Origin of the sequence: Rhodococcus sp. NPDC056960 (assembly GCF_042674125.1) — a bacterium.
GTDB lineage: Bacteria > Actinomycetota > Actinomycetes > Mycobacteriales > Mycobacteriaceae > Rhodococcus_F.
Map to the genome: position 1 here is coordinate 22,128 of NZ_JBHURF010000047.1, position 17,087 is coordinate 39,214.

General features: G+C 67.2%; 16 protein-coding genes. 7 read left to right on the forward strand and 9 right to left on the reverse strand.

All coding sequences use genetic code 11. The features are described 5' to 3' along the window. The first annotated feature begins 456 nt into the window (after positions 1 to 456). Positions 457 to 1,908 (forward strand): APC family permease, encoded by a 1,452-nt coding sequence (locus ACFTWF_RS42110; RefSeq protein ID WP_378467002.1) that lies wholly within the window; start codon positions 457 to 459, stop codon positions 1,906 to 1,908. 73 nt (positions 1,909 to 1,981) lie between these two features. On the opposite strand, the gene ACFTWF_RS42115 is transcribed toward ACFTWF_RS42110, so the two are convergent. Continuing rightward, positions 1,982 to 2,590: a TetR/AcrR family transcriptional regulator gene (locus ACFTWF_RS42115; protein ID WP_378467003.1), complete on the reverse strand. Its 609-nt coding sequence runs from the start codon at positions 2,588 to 2,590 to the stop codon at positions 1,982 to 1,984. Between the two features lie 216 nt (positions 2,591 to 2,806). Here ACFTWF_RS42115 and ACFTWF_RS42120 point away from each other — a divergent pair, with 216 nt between their 5' ends. After that, the gene (locus ACFTWF_RS42120; protein WP_378467004.1) at positions 2,807 to 3,280 is read left to right on the forward strand and encodes an Lrp/AsnC family transcriptional regulator; all 474 of its coding nucleotides are present in this window, start codon (positions 2,807 to 2,809) and stop codon (positions 3,278 to 3,280) included. On the opposite strand, the gene ACFTWF_RS42125 is transcribed toward ACFTWF_RS42120, so the two are convergent. Both ACFTWF_RS42125 and ACFTWF_RS42130 read right to left on the reverse strand, forming a co-directional pair. Continuing rightward, positions 3,235 to 4,587: an MFS transporter gene (locus tag ACFTWF_RS42125; protein ID WP_378467005.1), complete on the reverse strand. Its 1,353-nt coding sequence runs from the start codon at positions 4,585 to 4,587 to the stop codon at positions 3,235 to 3,237. The two genes, ACFTWF_RS42120 and ACFTWF_RS42125, sit on opposite strands and share 46 nt — an antisense overlap. A 97-nt stretch (positions 4,588 to 4,684) precedes the next feature. Further along, positions 4,685 to 6,052 carry an FAD-binding oxidoreductase gene (locus ACFTWF_RS42130; protein ID WP_378467006.1) on the reverse strand — a complete coding sequence of 456 codons (1,368 nt, stop codon included), beginning with the start codon at positions 6,050 to 6,052 and terminating at the stop codon, positions 4,685 to 4,687. Positions 6,053 to 6,157: 105 nt separating this feature from the next. Here ACFTWF_RS42130 and ACFTWF_RS42135 point away from each other — a divergent pair, with 105 nt between their 5' ends. After that, positions 6,158 to 8,029 carry a helix-turn-helix domain-containing protein gene (locus ACFTWF_RS42135; RefSeq protein WP_378467007.1) on the forward strand — a complete coding sequence of 624 codons (1,872 nt, stop codon included), beginning with the start codon at positions 6,158 to 6,160 and terminating at the stop codon, positions 8,027 to 8,029. A gap of 6 nt (positions 8,030 to 8,035) precedes the next feature. Here ACFTWF_RS42135 and ACFTWF_RS42140 read toward each other — a convergent pair whose 3' ends face one another. Further along, positions 8,036 to 8,620 carry a TetR/AcrR family transcriptional regulator gene (locus ACFTWF_RS42140; RefSeq protein WP_378467008.1) on the reverse strand — a complete coding sequence of 195 codons (585 nt, stop codon included), beginning with the start codon at positions 8,618 to 8,620 and terminating at the stop codon, positions 8,036 to 8,038. A gap of 101 nt (positions 8,621 to 8,721) precedes the next feature. Between ACFTWF_RS42140 and ACFTWF_RS42145 the strand changes: the two genes are divergently transcribed. Then, positions 8,722 to 9,864, forward strand: a complete 1,143-nt coding sequence (locus ACFTWF_RS42145; protein ID WP_378467009.1) for an acyl-CoA dehydrogenase family protein — start codon at positions 8,722 to 8,724, stop codon at positions 9,862 to 9,864. Between the two features lie 32 nt (positions 9,865 to 9,896). Continuing rightward, the gene (locus tag ACFTWF_RS42150; RefSeq protein ID WP_378467010.1) at positions 9,897 to 11,084 is read left to right on the forward strand and encodes an acetyl-CoA C-acetyltransferase; all 1,188 of its coding nucleotides are present in this window, start codon (positions 9,897 to 9,899) and stop codon (positions 11,082 to 11,084) included. On the opposite strand, the gene ACFTWF_RS42155 is transcribed toward ACFTWF_RS42150, so the two are convergent. Beyond that, complete coding sequence (locus tag ACFTWF_RS42155; RefSeq protein WP_378467011.1) at positions 11,075 to 11,443, reverse strand: hypothetical protein; 369 nt, start codon at positions 11,441 to 11,443, stop codon at positions 11,075 to 11,077. The genes ACFTWF_RS42150 and ACFTWF_RS42155 overlap by 10 nt on opposite strands. Before the next feature lie 112 nt (positions 11,444 to 11,555). On the opposite strand from ACFTWF_RS42155, the gene ACFTWF_RS42160 reads away from it, so the two are divergent. Then, complete coding sequence (locus ACFTWF_RS42160) at positions 11,556 to 12,161, forward strand: TetR/AcrR family transcriptional regulator (RefSeq protein ID WP_378467012.1); 606 nt, start codon at positions 11,556 to 11,558, stop codon at positions 12,159 to 12,161. Here ACFTWF_RS42160 and ACFTWF_RS42165 read toward each other — a convergent pair. The 4 genes from ACFTWF_RS42165 to ACFTWF_RS42180 form a co-directional block, all read right to left on the reverse strand. Beyond that, entirely contained in the window at positions 12,145 to 13,545 is a 1,401-nt protein-coding gene (locus ACFTWF_RS42165) for a phenylacetate--CoA ligase family protein (protein ID WP_378467013.1), read from the reverse strand. The genes ACFTWF_RS42160 and ACFTWF_RS42165 overlap by 17 nt on opposite strands. Before the next feature lie 89 nt (positions 13,546 to 13,634). Continuing rightward, positions 13,635 to 15,338: a cation:proton antiporter gene (locus ACFTWF_RS42170; RefSeq protein WP_378467014.1), complete on the reverse strand. Its 1,704-nt coding sequence runs from the start codon at positions 15,336 to 15,338 to the stop codon at positions 13,635 to 13,637. A gap of 45 nt (positions 15,339 to 15,383) precedes the next feature. After that, complete coding sequence (locus tag ACFTWF_RS42175) at positions 15,384 to 16,358, reverse strand: LysR family transcriptional regulator (RefSeq protein WP_378467015.1); 975 nt, start codon at positions 16,356 to 16,358, stop codon at positions 15,384 to 15,386. Continuing rightward, positions 16,355 to 16,879, reverse strand: a complete 525-nt coding sequence (locus ACFTWF_RS42180) for a MarR family winged helix-turn-helix transcriptional regulator (RefSeq protein WP_378467016.1) — start codon at positions 16,877 to 16,879, stop codon at positions 16,355 to 16,357. Before ACFTWF_RS42180 ends, ACFTWF_RS42175 begins: the two co-directional genes overlap by 4 nt. Positions 16,880 to 16,995: 116 nt before the next feature. On the opposite strand from ACFTWF_RS42180, the gene ACFTWF_RS42185 reads away from it, so the two are divergent. Further along, positions 16,996 to 17,087, forward strand: a 92-nt coding sequence (locus tag ACFTWF_RS42185; protein ID WP_378467017.1) for an acyl-CoA dehydrogenase family protein, incomplete at its 3' end; no start/stop codon positions are given.

Consider the following 17,087-nt stretch of genomic DNA (forward strand, 5'->3'; position numbering starts at 1 on the left):
GGGCTGGATTCAACCGGGCGCCCTGTCGATGCGACCGGAAGAGTCTGATCATTTGCCCAAGTCTTATGATCAGACGTTAAACCGCTCACAGCGATTTTGTCAATGGCCAGCAGTCATTGCTGTTCCATCCACAGGCGCTACCCATGACCGCGTTGTCGTTCACACCGGAAGCCGGCTTCACATGCCGCCCAGCAGGAAGATCGCACAGCTCACGAAGGTCGCGAAGGCCCGGCCCCCTTGCCCTCATCGCACCCGACCAACCCGTGCGGCGAGTAATATCGACTGTGGCATTGACCACAGCCGGACATGCTGCAATCATCTGGAGGTCTTCCGACCGAATCGTTTGAACAGTTTGGCACCGGTCGTCGAGGATTCGCTGCACCGACCCGGAGGGCCGCCCGCGGGGCCGCCCCCATCGACGCGACGTCTGTCGCGAAACCTTCTAGGAGTAGTCGCATGGTCGATACTGCATCGCCCCATGGCAACGAGCACCCCCATCAGTCGGGAGTCGGAGATCTCGACACCGGTCATCTCGGTCGGATACCACTGGTTTCGTTGTCCCTTGCCTCGTTCGTTCCAGCGGTCGGCATGGCGCTCGTACCGCTTCTGATGTTCGAGACCGCCGGCACGGCGGCGTGGCCGTCCGCCCTGCTGGGTGCGCTTGCGGTGATCTTCGTCGGGCTGTCCGTGATCACCTTTGCTCGCCGATTTGTCAGCACCGGCTCGCTGTACAGCTATGTTGCCGAGGTCTTCGGACCGTGGGCCCGATATCTCACCGCAGCAGCACTCTTCGTCGGGTTCGTCCTACAGGTGGGTGGGATCGGCGGAATCGTCGGCATCTTTACCGGTAGCTTCCTCATCTCGCGGGGATTCGAGAACGCTCTCGATTTCGGCCCGCAATCGGCGATCATTCTCGGCGCGATCGTCATCGCGGCTATGGTCGCTATTCGCGGTCTGGACACGTCGGTGCGGGTTGCGGTCGGCCTCGCTGCGCTGTCGATTCCACTCGTCCTCATCATCACCATCGCGAGCGCAGTGCATACGGGACTCGACCTGTCCCAGCAGTTCGACTTCGACGGCATCAGCGTCAGTGGGATCCTGCAGGGTGTGGCCGCCGGCACCACGTTCCTTGTCGGATTCGAAAGTTGCACGGCATTGGCCGCCGAAACCCGGGATGCTCGACGCAATATTCCACTCGCGGTGATGTCCGTGCCCGTGGTGCTGGGTGTCCTGTACTTGCTCTGCACCATCTTGCAAGTGCCCGGGCTCATCGCCGCTTCGTCCGATCTCGAAGCCGGAATGTCGGCGCCGGCAGCGTTGGCGCTCAATGCCGGGCTCGGATCCGCGGTCGCCACGGCAACCGACCTGGTGCTCGCCGTGGCGTGCTTCGCGGCGCTCATCGGGTTCGTCAACTACGGCGCCCGCTTCATCATGACGCTGGGAATCGACAAACTGCTGCCTGAACGAATCACCGCGGTGAACACCAAGTTCCAGACTCCGCATGTGGCGATCATCGTTCTGTCGGTACTCGGGTTCGCCGACATCGCCGCCGTCATGGCCGTCACCGGAACCGTGACGGAGGCGTACTACGCCGGCGCGCCACTGATCGTGTACGCATGGGTCGCCCCGTACATCCTCATCACCGTCGGCGCCATCATTCTGATGCTTCGCGCCAGGACGAAACATCCCCTCATCCTCGTGTGCTCTGCACTCGGCGGCATCACGATGGCCTGGGTCTACCTCAACGGGGTGATCAATCCTCCGGCACCACCGAGCGATGCCATGTCATGGGTGATCGTCGTCGTGATCGCACTCGTGCTCGCGGTCTTCGTGATGTCCGGCCGACGCCGGCGCCCCACCCCCTCCGCACCCGCCCCAATCCGAGGCGAGGAGGAAATTGCCCTCTGACCCACTGGCCACCTGAGCCAGCCCTCACAATCCGGGGTTCACAGTCGGACGGTAGCCGGAATCTTGCTGGGTTTCAGCCGGCTGCCGTCGTCTGCGGGATTCGGTGCGCGTCGGCGAGGCGTTCCAGGGATTCGGCGATGACATCGACTGTCGTGTCACGCATGACCGGATCCTTGAAGGTCAGCCATTGTGGAACCAGACCATCTGCGACTGAAGCGAGCGCTCGAGCCAGAACCTCGACCAACTTGACGTCGTCGTCGGGCCTCAACCCCTGACGCAGTAAGCCTTCAAGCCTGTCTAGATGGACTTGATACACCTGCTTCCCCAGGTCGCTGTCTTGCCTCAAGACCCAGAAGAACAATTCCAATTGAGCCTGCGCGTATACGTCCTCCGTCGCGAACCATGCTGCGATCTGACGCAGAAGTGCAGCCGCCGCCCGGCCGAGTCCTGAGCCTTCGCGTACGTGAAAACCATCTCTCATCTGCGACGCAGCCATATCGTCGTAGATGGCGAGGAACAGTTCCTCTTTCGTATGGAAGCAGTAGTGCAAGCTCGCAAGCGGTGCCTGCGCACGTTCCGCGATGCGTCGAGTGGTCGCGCCATGCACACCGCGTTCGGCAATAATCTGCACCGCCGCGGTGATGTAATCCTCTCGGCGTTGCCCGGCCGGCAGACGTGCCATCTTCGCTCCTCGCTTCTCCGATACCTCAGTAACCATCAAGGCTACCGGATACTGGATCTATTGACTTGGTCAGTTCGATGCGCATGGATATACGAAGTGAAGGCCGGCAGACCGGAGGTGTCCGCCCAGCAAGGCTCTAGCGCAGGCGGTAGAGCCGGAGTGTCCACTGAGCAGAATGCTCAGACCACGGCCGTAAGGTCGGGCATACTGCCCTATATGACGAGACTCGACCGGACCGATGCCCGCCTGCTGATCGCTCTGTGCGACGCACCGCGGGCCACCGGCGTGCAGTTGGCGTCGCTGCTCGGCATGGCCCGGAATACCGTGCAAGCAAGGATGTCTCGCTGGGAGGAACAGCGCGTGCTCGCACCCGTCGACCGCTGCGTGTCACCCCGCGATCTGGGGTATCCCCTGCAGGCGTTCGTCACCGCGGTGGTCGACCAGCATCGCCTCGAGGACGTGATCGAGCACCTGCGGGACATCGCCGAGGTCGTCGAGGTGGTCGGCATCTCCGGGGTGGCGGACCTGCACATCGGTGTGGTCGCGATCGACGCCGACGATCTGTACCGGGTGGCCGGTCTCATCCTCGCCGTGCCCGGGATCGAGCGCACCACGGTGGCCGTCGCGATGCGGGACGCCATCCCCTACCGCACCCGTCCGCTGCTCGAGCGGATCGCCGAGGAGAGGTGAGGACGGGTGGAACTCACCCGCGTTCTGAGCACGAGCACCAGCACGACCGCGACGAGCATGACGGCCCCGACGACCCACAGACCCGCGCGTGAGTTGCCGGTGGCGTCGAACAGCCATCCCGTGACATACGGGGCACCGAAACCGCTCATGTTGCCGACGGAGTTGACGACGGCGATGCCGGCGGCCGCCCCCGCACCGGTCAGGAACGTGCTGGGCAGATACCAGAACACCGGCAGCGCGCAGAACACCCCGACCGCGTTGATCGTCACCGCGATCATCGTGGTGAGCGGCGACTGCATGTACAGGGCGACCGGAATGGAGACGGCTCCTATCAAGGCGGGAACGGCGACGTGCCAGATCCTCTCCCCCGTCCGGTCGGAGTGACTGCTCCACAACACCATTGCGACGGCACCGATCGCGAACGGGACCGCGACGATCAACCCGGTGGTGAACAGCGAGAAGTCGGTGTCGAACGTCTTCTTGAAACCGGCGACGATGGTGGGCAGGAAGAAGCTGAGTGAGTACAAGCCGTAGGTGATCCCGAAGTAGACGAGTCCGAGCATCCACACCCGCGAATCCGTCAGTGCCCGGCGTACCGACCCGTGCGAGCCGGACTCGGATGCCTCGGAGTCGAGTTCACGGGTGAGCCAGATCTTTTCGTCGTCGTCGAGCCACGTGGCCTGCGACGGCCGGTCCGTCAGGTAGAACCAGGTGACCACGGCGAGCAGGACGGCGGGTATTCCCTCGACCAGGAACATGATGCGCCAGCCGGACAGTCCGAACAGCCCGTCCCAGTACTGGATGATCGCGCTCGACAGCGGTGCGCCGAGCGCCGACGACACCGGGAGCGCGAGAAGGAACAGTCCCATCAGCCGCACCCGGTAGGCGCGGGGAAACCACAGGGTCAGGTAGAGCAGGACACCGGGGAAGAAGCCCGCCTCGGCGATACCCAGCAGCGTGCGCAGCGAATACAGCCAGCCGGTACTGGGCACGAAGGCCATGGCCGCCGCGACGATTCCCCATGTGAGCATGATCCTGGCGATCCACCGGCGTGCGCCGAACCTGTGCAGCGCGAGGTTGCTCGGCACCTCGAACAGGAGGTACCCGATGAAGAACAGGCCCGAGGCGAGACCGAACATGGTCTCGGTGAGTCCGAGTTCCTCGCTCATGGTCAACTTCGCCAGACCGATGTTGGTTCGGTCGAGGTAGTTGACGAAATAGGCGAGGCCGAGGAACGGAATGAGCCGTCGGGCGACCTTCCGGACCACCCTCGCCTCGATCTCGGATTTCTGAAGTACGAACGACATGGATGACTCGACTTTCCGGTAATGGGGCACGGGTCGGATCGCCGTGTCGCGCACAGTGGAAAGCTCTGCGCGACAGGCGTTCATGCCCTGGGGTGGGTTACGAGAAGATCTTGCCGGGGTTCAGAACTCCGTGCGGGTCGAGGGCGTTCTTCACCGATCGATGCATCTCCAGCACCACCGGATCGAGCTCCCGGGACAGGCCGTCCATCTTCAGGAGGCCGACCCCGTGTTCGCCGGTGACGGTGCCGCCGAGTTCCAGCGCGGCGTCGATGATCTCGGCGAACGCGGCCTGAGCCCGGGCGCGGGCGGCCTCGTCGTCGCGGGGGGTGATGAGCAGCGGGTGCAGGTTTCCGTCGCCGGCGTGGGCGATGTTCGCGATGGTGGTTCCGTGGGCTATGCCGATACGTTCGATGCGTGCAAGCATCTCGGGGACAGCCCGTTTCGGGACGCACACGTCCTCGGTGAGTACCGGACCGAGCCGCTCCATGGCCGGATAGGCCAGGCGGCGCGCCGCGAACAGTGCGTCCGCCTCCTCCTGGTCGGTGGAGACGGCAGACCACGTCGCCCCGGCTTCGGCGAAGCACGACAGCATCTTCTCCGCTTCCTGATCGCCGACCACCCCGGCGGTGTCGACACGACCGAGGAGCACGACGTTCGCCTCCACCGACAGCCCCATCTTCTTCCAGGCGTCGACGGCGACGAGGCATTGCTTGTCCACCAATTCGAGCGCCGACGGAGTGAGACCCGCCGCGGCCACCGCGCTGACGGCCCGACCCGCGTCGACGATGGAGTCGAAGTATCCGGCGACCGTGCGCTGCGGGTCCTGGAGCGGGCGCAACTTGACGGTGATCTCGGTGATGACGCCGAGCGTTCCCTCGGAACCGACCAGGAGGCCCGCCAGATCGTAACCGGCCACCCCCTTGGCGGTTCTGCGTCCGAGACGCACGAGTTCACCGGTGCCGGTGACGATCTGCATGCCGAGGACGTAGTCGCGGGTGACGCCGTATTTGACGCAGCACAGACCGCCCGCGTTGGTGGCCACGTTCCCGCCGATCGTGGACCACGGCGAACTGGCCGGGTCCGGCGGATACCAGAGTCCGTGTTCGGCGCACGCGGCGCGGAGATCGTCGTTCACCACGCCCGGTTCGACGACGGCGTACCGCTCGAGCTGATCGATCTCCTTGATCGCGTTCATGCCCTCGAGTGCGAGGACGATGCAGCCGTCGGTCGCGTTCGCCCCACCGGACAGGCCCGTTCCGGCACCCCGGGTGACGATCGCGGTGTCGTGGTCGAGGCACGCGCGCACCACGGCCTGGACCTCTTCGGCGGTGCGCGGCCTGACGACGGCGAGCGGGGCGGAGTACGGCGCCCACTCGGCTTCGTCGTGCTGATACTTCGCGACGACGTCGGGGTCGCGGACGACGCGATCCGCCGGGAGGGATGCCAACAGTGCATCGATCAACATGGCGAGAACCAGTCCTTTACGGGCGAGAAGGTGATGTCTCGAACATAGCTGTGATCCAGATCTCGGCCAATGTAGATTTCATCTACCGAATCCGGAAATGCATGGATGGAGACACCAGTGAGTACTGGCGACCGCGGCTGGCTGGAACTACTGCTCGACGACGCACCCATCGACGAACTCGACGCCCTCCGGCGCACGTCGATCGAACGATCCGACGCGTCCGACCGGGCCGCGGTGGAGCGTGAAGCCAACGCCGCACTCCGGCTGCGGGCGCAACTCGACCAACGACGTCAGCGCAGCAGGGAACTCGCGGCGCTCAACGACATCGCCGTCCGGCTGACCACCGTCCGCGACCACCGGGTGCTGCTGCAGGAAGTGGTCGATCAGGCACGGCAGTTGCTCGGCGTGGATCTCGCCTACGTGGGGTCGGTATACGACGAGGTTTTCGTCATCGAGGTCACGAGCGGGGCACTCACCCCGAATCTCGTCGGAATCCGCCTGTCGCTGGACGAAGGCCTCGTCGGCCTGATCGTCCGCGGATCCGCACCGGAATGGACGCCCGACTACCAGAGCGAACCGGCCTTCCGGCACATCACCGGCGCCGACAGCGCGGCCCGCTCCGAGAACATGCGGGGTCTGCTCGGGGTGCCGCTCCGGGTGGCCGATCGCGTCATCGGTGCGCTGTTCGCGTGCAAGCGTCAGGAGCGGGTCTTCACCGAATCCGAGATCGCGCTGTTGTCGGCGCTGGCGGCACACGCGGCGATCGCGATCGAGAACGTCCGTTCGCTGGAGCGGGAGCGCGACACCGTCGCACGGCTCGAATCGGTGAATGCCGAACTGTCGCAGCGCACGACCGAACTCGAACAGATTCTGCGGTGGGATCGGACGCTGACCCAGGTGGTGCTGCTGGGTGCGGGGGTGCAGCGGTTGGTGCAGGAGGTCGCGCACCTCTGCAGGCATCCGGCGTATTTCGTACTGGACGAATCGGCGTTGCCCGGGGAACTGCTACCGCACGCCGACGATGCGGCGTCGACGGTCCGGGAGCTGCGCGGAGGCGGACGGGACCACGCCGAAAGCGGCGTGGTGCAGGCGCAGCGCGTCGCAGCGGCCGGCGAGATGCTCGGCGCACTCCTGACGGTGGGAGCGGACGAACCGACCACCCGCCTCCTGCTCGAACGTGCGGCACCCGCGATCGCATTGTCGCTAGCAGAGGAGCGTGCCGCGGGCGAGGCGACGCGTCGTGCGCGGGACGCGTTTCTCGTCGACCTGCTGACCCACCCCGCTACCGGCGCCCAGGACGAGCGCCGGCAATTGCGATTGGCCGGACTGAACCCGGATACCGCGTATTGCATCGCGGTCGCGATCGCCGCGGGCCGGGACACATCGATCCGGACCGCTCTCGAGGCCCTGCCGCTTCCCCCGGGAACCGTTGCGGCGGAGCACGGTTCCCGCGTACTGGCCGTGGTGCCGGCCGACGACTCCGCCGCGGTCCAGGCCGTGTTCGCCTCCGGTCTGCTCGACGCGACCATCGGGATCGCCGAACCCGCGCGCGGTGCGGAAGCGCTCGCACACGCCTACGTCGAGGCGCAGCAGACCGTCGACGTGCTCGACACGCTCGGCCGCGCGGGTGAGGTGTGCTCCGCGCGGGGCCTGGGCATCTACCGGATCCTGCTGAGCCACCTGGCGCGCGAGCATCTCGATGAACTGACCCGGGCCCAGTTGGGACCGTTGATGGCGGAGCAGGCCAAACGGGGAGTGCCACTGATGGACACGCTGTCGGCGTACCTGGCGCACGGCCGGGCTCATTCGGCGACGGCGGCGAGCCTCGGGGTGCACGTCAACACTCTCTACCAGCGTCTCGACGCGATCGATCGTCTCCTCGGCCCCGACTGGCGGAATCCCGACCAGGCCCTCGACCTGCAGGTCCTGATGCGGTTGCGGCGAACCGCGGAACTCCTCGGCACCCGAACCCGGTGACGCGGCTCAGGCGCTGATGCCGCCGGTGAGGATGGCGGCGAGTTCGGCGTAGGCGTGCGCGTCGTCGAGTCCGGTGCTGTCGCGGACCCCGCGCTGCTGGATGCGCACCATCATCGTGGCGGCGAGGTCGGCGGCGAACGCGGCATGCACGTCGCGGAAGTCCCCGCCGGCGACGCCGTCGGTGATGAGCTCCTGCACCCGCGCCGCCGCGAACTGCGTGTTCCGTTCGTACACCTCCCGCGCGGGCGGGAAGGCGTCGAGGTCGGCCATGAACTGGTCGGATGCGGCCGCGAGGGCGTTGCCGACGGCCGACAGGTAGGCGGTGATCCGCTCGCGGGCCCCGGTGATCGGCTCGATGTGCGACTCGACGTCGTCGGTCGCGCGGCGGAAGAAATGCACCGTGGCGGCCCGGACCAGCTGTTCCTTGCTGCCGGCGAGCGTGTACAGCGTCGACTTCGAGCAGCGCAGCCGGTTCGCGATCTCGTCGAGGGTCAGGTGTGCGAACCCCTCGACCAGGAAGAGGTCGACGAGGGCGTCGAAGAGCTGGGTGCGCCGTCGCGTGGCGAAACCGGGTCGAGTGGGCTGCTCCATGGCAGAAATAGTACTGGGCGGCGCCTTGCAGTACTATTTCGCAATCAGTACTCTGGGCCGTAATCCAGTACTGCTTTCCGTAGCCTTCTCGAGGAGAAACCGTGGCCGTCGATCGTTTGCTGCCTACTGACGAAGCCCGTGACCTGATCCAGCTCACGCGCGACGTCGCCGACAAGGTCCTGACGCCGATCGTCGACGAGCACGAGAAGTCCGAGACCTATCCCGAGGGCGTGTTCGCCACGCTCGGCGAGGCCGGACTGCTGAGCCTGCCCTACCCCGAGGAGTGGGGCGGCGGCGCGCAGCCGTACGAGGTGTACCTGCAGGTGCTCGAGGAGATCGCCGCCCGCTGGGCCGCCGTCGCGGTCGCGGTGAGCGTCCACAGCCTCGCCTGCCACCCGCTGATGGCGTTCGGCACCGACGAGCAGAAGCAGCAGTGGCTCCCGGACATGCTCGGCGGCAACACCGTCGGCGCGTACAGCCTGTCCGAGCCGCAGGCCGGATCCGACGCCGCCGCATTGGCGTGCAAGGCCGCCGCCACCGACGGCGGATACGTCGTCAACGGCGCGAAGGCGTGGATCACCCACGGCGGCATCGCCGACTTCTACAACCTCTTCGCCCGCACCGGTGAGGGCTCGAAGGGCATTTCCTGCTTCCTGGTCCCGAAGGACACCGAGGGCCTCACGTTCGGCAAGCCCGAGGAGAAGATGGGCCTGCACGCCGTGCCGACGACGTCCGCGCACTACGACGACGCCTTCGTGCCCGCGGAACGACGCATCGGCGCCGAGGGTCAGGGTCTGCAGATCGCGTTCAGCGCACTCGATTCCGGTCGGCTGGGCATCGCCGCGGTCGCTGTCGGTCTCGCCCAGGCCGCGCTCGACGAGGCCGTCGCCTACGCCCAGGAGCGGACCGCGTTCGGCAAGAAGATCATCGACCACCAGGGCCTCGGCTTCCTGCTCGCCGACATGGCCGCCGCCGTCGACTCCGCGCGCGCCACGTACATCGACGCCGCCCGCCGCCGCGACGCCGGACTGCCGTACTCCCGCAACGCGTCCGTCGCCAAGCTCGTCGCCACCGACGCCGCCATGAAGGTCACCACCGACGCCGTCCAGGTGCTCGGCGGCTACGGCTACACCCGCGACTTCCGCGTGGAGCGGTACATGCGGGAAGCGAAGATCACCCAGATCTTCGAGGGCACCAACCAGATTCAGCGTCTGGTCATCAGCCGCACCCTCGCCGCGAACTGACGCACCCACCACCCGAGAAAGGCCTTCCGCGCATGCCCGTTTCTGTGATTGTGTCCGGCGCCCGCACCCCGATCGGCCGGCTGCAGGGTTCCCTCGCCGGTTTCTCCGGCGCCGACCTCGGCGCCATCGCCATCGAGGCGGCGCTCGGCAAGGCCGGCCTCGCCCCCGACCGGGTGCAGTACGTGATCATGGGGCAGGTCCTGACCGCCGGCGCCGGGCAGATGCCGGCCCGTCAGGCCGCCGCGAAGGCCGGCATTCCGATGAGCACGCCGTCGCTGAACATCAACAAGGTGTGCCTGTCCGGGGTCGAGTCGATCATCCTCGCCGACCAGTTCATCCGGTCCGGTGCGTTCGACGTGATCGTCGCCGGCGGCATGGAGTCGATGAGCCAGGCACCGCATCTGCTACCCGGGTCACGGGGCGGTTTCAAGTACGGCGACGTCACCCTCGTCGACCACATGGCCCTCGACGGTCTGCACGACGCGTTCACCGACCAGCCGATGGGCCTGCTCACCGAGGCCGGCAACGACAAGGACGTCATCGCCCGCGAGGACCAGGACGCGTTCGCGGCCCGCTCGCACCAGCTGGCGGCCAAGGCCTGGGACAACGGAATCTTCGACGAGGAGGTGGTGCCCGTCGAGATCCCCGCCCGCCGGGGTGAGAGCACCTGGTTGCGCCGCGACGAGGGCATCCGCCCCGACACCACCGCCGAGACCCTGGCGCGACTGCGCGGCGCCTTCCGGGACGGCGGCACGGTGACCGCCGGGAACGCGTCGACGATCAACGACGGTGCGTGCGCCGTGGTGGTGATGAGCAAGGAACGCGCCGAGGCCGAGGGACTGACGTGGCTGGCGGAGATCGGCGAGCACGGCATGGTCGCCGGACCGGATTCGGGTCTGCAGTTCCAGCCTTCCGGTGCCATCGCCAAAGCCTGTAGTGCAGCCGGCATCTCACCCGCCGAGCTGGATCTGATCGAGATCAACGAGGCCTTCGCCGCGGTCGGGATCGCCTCCACCCGCGAACTCGGCGTCGACGCCGACCGGGTCAACGTCAACGGCGGCGCCATCGCCCTCGGCCACCCCATCGGAATGTCCGGCGCCCGGATCACCCTGCACCTCGCCCTCGAATTGCAGCGCCGCGGCGGGGGCACCGGCGCGGTCGCGCTCTGCGGCGGCGGCGGACAGGGCGACGCACTGATCCTGCGCGTCCCTCAGGCGTAGGGCGCTCGGTCGTAGCGCTCCGCCGCGCGACGGTGCCGCCGGGTGATCCACCGGACGGACAGGGCCAGCACCCGGGGCACCACGAGATACACCGCGGTGGGAACGACGACGCCGGTGAGCATCAACGCGCGCAACCAGGTGGGCCAGGCGGCCGCACGCGGACCCAGCAACGTCATCGCGGTCATCCCCAACGTGACCAGCGGGAAGATGGACACCCAGGTGACCGCGACCCGGACGTGGACGGACGGGGCGGCGGCGGGGACGACCGCGGAATGCTGTCCGGCCTGGTGACCGCTGCCCCGTACCGCGGTCGGTGCGAATTGTTCGACCACGGCAGAAGCGAGTGCGAGACATTCCATCCTGCGGCAGCCCTCCTCGGGGAAACTCCAACCGGTTAGTTGCGGTTTGCAGCGTAAGGGACCGCAGGCCCACTTGCAACCAAACAGTTGGAGATTGCCCTAGGATCGGCCCATGGCGTGGGACACCGAACGAACCAAGAGACTTCTGCTCGAGGCGGGTGTCACCGAGTTCAGCGCGTTCGGACTGTCCGGCGCGCGCGTCGACCGGATCGCCGAGAAGGCGGGCGTCAACAAGGAGCGCATCTACCAGTACTTCGGCAAGAAGGAAGCGTTCTTCAGCGCCGTCCTCGAGCGCGAACTGGCGACGTCCCTGGCCGCGGTCGAACTGTCCGGTCACGGGGCCTCGGCCGTCGCCGACTACGCCGGACGCAGATTCGATCACCAGCGCGCGCACCCCGCCTTCTCCCGCCTGCTGTTCTGGGAGGGCCTCGAACTCGAGACACCGGTCGCGGAGGAATCGCGGCGGCGGCACGCGCAGTCACTGGTATCCGCCGCCCGGGAGGCGGTGCCCGAACTCTCCGAGACCGCCGCCCAGGACCTGCTGATCAGCGTGATCACCCTCGTCGACGGGTGGGTGGCGCTCCAGACCGCGGACCAGTTGTTCACGACCCCGCCGTCGGATCGGCGCGAGCGGGACGCCCGGCGACGGGAGTTCGTCGTGATGACCGTCGAGGCGGCGACGCTCGCCGCACTCGGCCGGCTCAGCGCAAGGGAATGAATCGCGGCAGCTTCCCGGTGGTCTGAAGACGCTCGAGACGGTCGACGACGCGGATCACAATCTTCGGATCGCTCAAACCGTGCCGCCCAACCGCGGCGATCACCGACTGCGTCAACCGGTCCACGTCGGGGGCACCGACGGCGAGGATGTCGGCGCCGGCCGCGGTCTGCCGGACCTGATATTCGGACACGTGCGGATCCGTGCCGAGGACGTGCCGGAAGACGCTCGCCGGGATCGTGCACGACGGGTAGCGGAAATCGTCGTCGCGCCGGCCGCCGATGTCGGCCACGCGCGCGAATGCGCTCCCGCACGGACACTCGCCGGGCAGCCAGGCGACCTGATCCCCGAGGTCATAGCGAATGAACGGAAACGTGCGGTTGGCGAGGCCGGTGGCCAGCGTGCGCGCGGCGGGCGCGTCGGCGGCGACCGGTGTCCCGTTCTCGTCGACACGTTCGAGGACCACCTCGTCCTCGCAGACGTGGAGCCCCTCGCCGTGCCCGCACCCCACCGCCTGCACCCCGATCTCGGTCGATCCCCACAAGTTGTGCACGGGAACGTTCCACGCCTCGCGAATCGCGTTCCGATCCTCCTCGAGCAGCGGTTCGGAGTTGGTACTCACCCGCACCGGACCGATGCGCAATTCACCGGCCACGGCGGAGCGGGCGAGGCGCCCGATCACCGTCGCGTAGCCGACGAGGTGGGTGGGTCGCGCGGCCGCCACGGCCGCGAGGACCTCGTCGAACGGTGCGCCCGCCGGAATCACGACCGTGCTCATCCCCGGCGCGGTCGGCACGTCGAACAACGGTGTGCTCGCATGCGGTGGACCGCCTGCCGTCAGGACGGCGAGGCGCGCACCCGGCATCGGTTGCCCGCGACGCTCCTCCCGCGCCTGCGTCCGCCAGGCCAGGCATCCGGCGGAGACGAGGAAGTCCCAATCCCACACGTACACGCCGCGCACGCCGCTGGAGCCGCCCGAGCTGAAGATCTGCTGGCCCGATTGCGTGTACGAAAACCATTGCTGCTCAGCCAGTATGCGTTCGGCGCCCTGACGGTCCAGGTCGGCCACCGTGACGATGGCGTCCCACTCGTCCTGCGCGTCGCGTTTGGTCATCATCGGTAGCCGGGCGAGGTCGGCAACCGTGGCCGAGGAGGGATCGAGACCACGCAATCGGCGCGCGTGAAAGGGAGACCGTTCGGCGGCGAAGGCGAGGAGGGCACGCAGTCGCTGGTCTCGGTACCGCTCGATCTGCACCCGCGTCCACTCCAGCCGCGCGACGTGGTCTTCGAATGCTGCCTGCACATCGTGCAGATGGGCGGCACGGATGCGCGTGTACACCTCGCGCGCGCCCTCGGCCGAATCATCCTCGGAGACCGATCGCACCATCGTTGCCCTCCGCATCACACGGTGGTTCCGCGAGCCAACCTACGATGTCGAGTCTCGCACAGCCGCGGAGGCGCTGCGGCGAATCGCCGTCAGGGTCGTTCGCTCATCGACTGGAGTCGCGTTTCCTCGAGGTCGAGGCGTCGCTGTGCGGCGTTGAGGGTTTGCGAGCTGTACACGCCGCGGGCGCGGGCGTCGAGGAAGGTGTCGCGTTCGGCGGAGATGGTGAGCAGTCGCAGGCGCAGATATTCCTCGCGTCGGATGTCGTGGTCGGGACTGGGTGCGGAGGCTCCGCTGGCTTCGCGTCTGCCGATGAGGCTGTCCGCGCGAACGCGTTCCAGCACCTCGGGATCGGTGGCGTCGGAGACCGTGGCGAGCGACTGCTCGGCGGAGTCGGCGAGCTCGGACAGCAGGTTTGCGTACTCGGTGCGGAGCCGGTTCTGGTCGTCGCCGGGAACCTTCACCCAGCGGATGACCATCGGCAGGGTCAGCCCCTGGAGCAGGAGGGTGGTGACGGCGACGACGAAGGCGATGAGGATCAGTTCGGCGCGGTACGGGGTGTCGTCGGGGAGCGTCTGCGCCGCGGCGAGGGTGATGGCGCCGCGCATGCCCGACCACGCGAGGACCACTCCGCCTCGCCACCCGAGGGTTTCGTTGAGCAGGAAGTCGATGTCGGCGCCGGCCCGGTCGACGCGGCGCGTGATACGAGCCATGCGGTGCGGGTTGACGTCCTCCCGCTCGTCGAGCAGGCTGAGACGCTCTCGCCACATCGCGAGGCGCGGGAGATGCTCGGCGGCGCGTCGTTCGTCGCGCTCGAGCATCGCGACGAGCGGCACCACGAACAGCATCCGGACGGCGATCACCAATGCTGTTGCCGCGAGCCCGATCAGCAGACCCTGCCCCGACGGCAGACCGGCATCCTGCACCTCGTCGAGGAGATGCTCGAGGCTCAGGCCCATGACGAGGAAAATGGCGGACTCGAGCAGGAACGCGATCGTGCGCCAGTTCATCTCCTCGGTGATGCGATTCTCGGCGCGAAGGTATTTGGGGCTCTGATGACCAGTGACGAGTCCCGTGACCACGACGGCCAGCACACCGGACGCGCCGAGTTCCTCGGCCGGGATGAAGGCGACGAACGGGAGGACGAACGACACGGCGGTGTTGAGCACCGTGTCGTTGAACCATCCGCGGACCCGCACGTTGACGAGTCCGATGACGGCGCCGATCACGGTCGCGATCACCACCGAGTACACGAAGTCGCCGGCGACGTGCCAGAGGGACACCGCACCAGCCGTCGCCGCGATCGCCGAGCGCAGCAACACCAGCGCCGATGCATCGTTGACCAGCCCCTCGCCTTCGAGGACGGTCAGCAGCCGGGAGGGCAGCCCGAGCTTGCGTCCCACCGACGTGGCGGCGACGGCGTCGGTGGGACTGACCACCGCGCCCAGCGCGAGCGCCGTCGCCCAGCCGAGATCGGGGATGAGCAGCTGGAACAGTGCTCCCGCACCGACCGTGGTCACGACCACCAGCAGGACCGCGAGCCCGCTGATCGCCTTGAAGTTCCGGCGAAAGTCCTGCGCCGGCATGGTGACGGCAGCGGAGTACAGCAGCGGAGGAAGCACCCCGGCGAGGATCCACTCGGGTTCGATCTCGACGTCCGGAACTGCGGGCACGAAACTCAGGCCGATGCCGACGACGACGAGGCTCAGCGGCGCGGCCAGCCCGAGGCGCTGCGAAAAAGCCGCGACGGCAACGATGCTGGCTACGACCACGACGGCGATCAGCGTCAATTCCATCCGCCGATTGTCCCGTATCGGGCGGGAGGGCGGACGCCCGACGACCTACCCCGTCTTCGTGCGGCTCGGCAGCAGTTCGTCTTTTCGCCGGAGGATTTCTTCGTGCAGCACTCGTCGCACGGCCTGCACGGCGGGGTTGGTCAAGCTTTCCCGGCGCGCAGCGAGGGAGAAGGCCAGTCGGACGTCGACCGTATCGGCCATGATGCGCCGCAGGTCGGGGTGCTGGTCGGCCATGAATGCCGGTAACAGGCCGATGCCGCCGCCCGCGCGGGTGGCGGAGAGGTGCGCGAAGATGTTGGTGGACATGAATTTTGCGGTCACTCCGGGCAGGTGACGCTGAAGGTCGAGGTCGCCGACCTGCAGCAGGGAGTCGACGAAGAAGATCAGCGGATGCGCCGTCAACTCGTCCATCGTGGTCGGCTCACCGTAGTCGCGCAGGTATTCTTCGCTGCCGTACAGACCCAGCGAGTAGTAGCAGATCCGTTCGGACACCAGCCGGCTGCTGATGGGTGTTCCGACGGCGACCGCGATGTCGAATCCCGCGGGCTGGAGGTTCAATTGCCTTGTTGCTGTGATCAATTCCACGACGAGGTGCGGGTGGTTCATGCGCAGCTTCGCCAGCGCGGGTGCGACGAACATCGGCCCGAATCCGTCCGGAGCGGTGACCCGGATGGTTCCCCGGAGGGGGTTCTCGCTGATGCCGGAGACGACGTCGGCGGTCTCCTGGACGGCCTCCTCGATCAGCCGCGCCTTCTCCGCCACCGACCGCCCGACGTCGGTCAGTTCCCAGCCGTCGGCGCTGCGCTGCAGCAGGCGCACTCCCAACGCCTTTTCCAGTGCCCGCACCCGGCGTGAGACCGTGGTGTGGTCGACCCCCAGATCCATCGCCGCCGACCGGCGTCGTCCACTGCGCGCGACCGCGAGCAGATACCGGAGATCGTCGGACCGGATACTGCGCGTATCGATGCCTGCAGGCTTGGCGGGGGCTCCCGCGGTTCCCTCCGCACCGACGCCGGTCATGATGCGGTGTGCTTCGTGTCGGGGTGCTCGAGAGGCGAGTGCGGAGGTCTGTCACCGATCGCATCCTCTGGTGTCGGGCAGGCGATCAACGTGCGCAGATCGACGCTCAGTCGGCGCATGAGATCCGCGTCCGCCATGGAGACCTGATCGATGGCACTCGCCGCCGCCGACGTCGTGCCGCGACCCTTCTCGGTGATCGCCACGAGCGTCTCGCGCCGGTCGGCGCGATTGGTGGCCCGGGTAACCAGACCCGCCGCCTCGAGACGATCGACCAGCGACCCGATGGTCGTCGGATGCCGATCGAGGGTCCGCCACAGGCGGACCATGGGAACGACGCCTTCGGGAGCGGCACTCACCAGCGCGAGAACCTCGTATCGCGGGAAGGACAACCCCAGTGGGCTCAGCACGGCATCGAGTTGACGCAGGATCGCTTTCTGCGCCTGCAGCACGGCCGCGACCAACGTGGTGGCCGACAGATCCGGTGCGTCATCGCACGCCAGCGTGTCGCGAGCAGTGCTCATGGGGCCTCCTCGCCGATTTGCCCTGCATTCGATGCGGATGAAAGTACAACTGGATTATTGCATGGATGTCCAACTATAGTACTTCCAACTTCCCTGATCTGAAAGGATCGATTCGTATGTTCACGTTGTCCGATGACGAGCGGGCGATTCGCGATACTGCCCGTGATTTCGCGGTCGAGCATCTCGCGCCGCATGCGGTGGAGTGGGA

Bases quoted from the DNA above. Each gene is read 5' to 3' on its own strand.
- ACFTWF_RS42140 (WP_378467008.1), bottom strand. From the start codon at position 8,620: ATGGAGCAGCCCACTCGACCCGGTTTCGCCACGCGACGGCGCACCCAG.
- ACFTWF_RS42165 (WP_378467013.1), bottom strand. From the start codon at position 13,545: ATGGTGCGATCGGTCTCCGAGGATGATTCGGCCGAGGGCGCGCGCGAG.
- ACFTWF_RS42150 (WP_378467010.1), top strand. From the start codon at position 9,897: ATGCCCGTTTCTGTGATTGTGTCCGGCGCCCGCACCCCGATCGGCCGG.
- ACFTWF_RS42110 (WP_378467002.1), top strand. From the start codon at position 457: ATGGTCGATACTGCATCGCCCCATGGCAACGAGCACCCCCATCAGTCG.
- ACFTWF_RS42175 (WP_378467015.1), bottom strand. From the start codon at position 16,358: ATGACCGGCGTCGGTGCGGAGGGAACCGCGGGAGCCCCCGCCAAGCCT.
- ACFTWF_RS42130 (WP_378467006.1), bottom strand. From the start codon at position 6,052: ATGTTGATCGATGCACTGTTGGCATCCCTCCCGGCGGATCGCGTCGTC.
- ACFTWF_RS42125 (WP_378467005.1), bottom strand. From the start codon at position 4,587: ATGTCGTTCGTACTTCAGAAATCCGAGATCGAGGCGAGGGTGGTCCGG.
- ACFTWF_RS42115 (WP_378467003.1), bottom strand. From the start codon at position 2,590: ATGGCACGTCTGCCGGCCGGGCAACGCCGAGAGGATTACATCACCGCG.
- ACFTWF_RS42180 (WP_378467016.1), bottom strand. From the start codon at position 16,879: ATGAGCACTGCTCGCGACACGCTGGCGTGCGATGACGCACCGGATCTG.
- ACFTWF_RS42160 (WP_378467012.1), top strand. From the start codon at position 11,556: ATGGCGTGGGACACCGAACGAACCAAGAGACTTCTGCTCGAGGCGGGT.
- ACFTWF_RS42170 (WP_378467014.1), bottom strand. From the start codon at position 15,338: ATGGAATTGACGCTGATCGCCGTCGTGGTCGTAGCCAGCATCGTTGCC.
- ACFTWF_RS42135 (WP_378467007.1), top strand. From the start codon at position 6,158: ATGGAGACACCAGTGAGTACTGGCGACCGCGGCTGGCTGGAACTACTG.
- ACFTWF_RS42120 (WP_378467004.1), top strand. From the start codon at position 2,807: ATGACGAGACTCGACCGGACCGATGCCCGCCTGCTGATCGCTCTGTGC.
- ACFTWF_RS42155 (WP_378467011.1), bottom strand. From the start codon at position 11,443: ATGGAATGTCTCGCACTCGCTTCTGCCGTGGTCGAACAATTCGCACCG.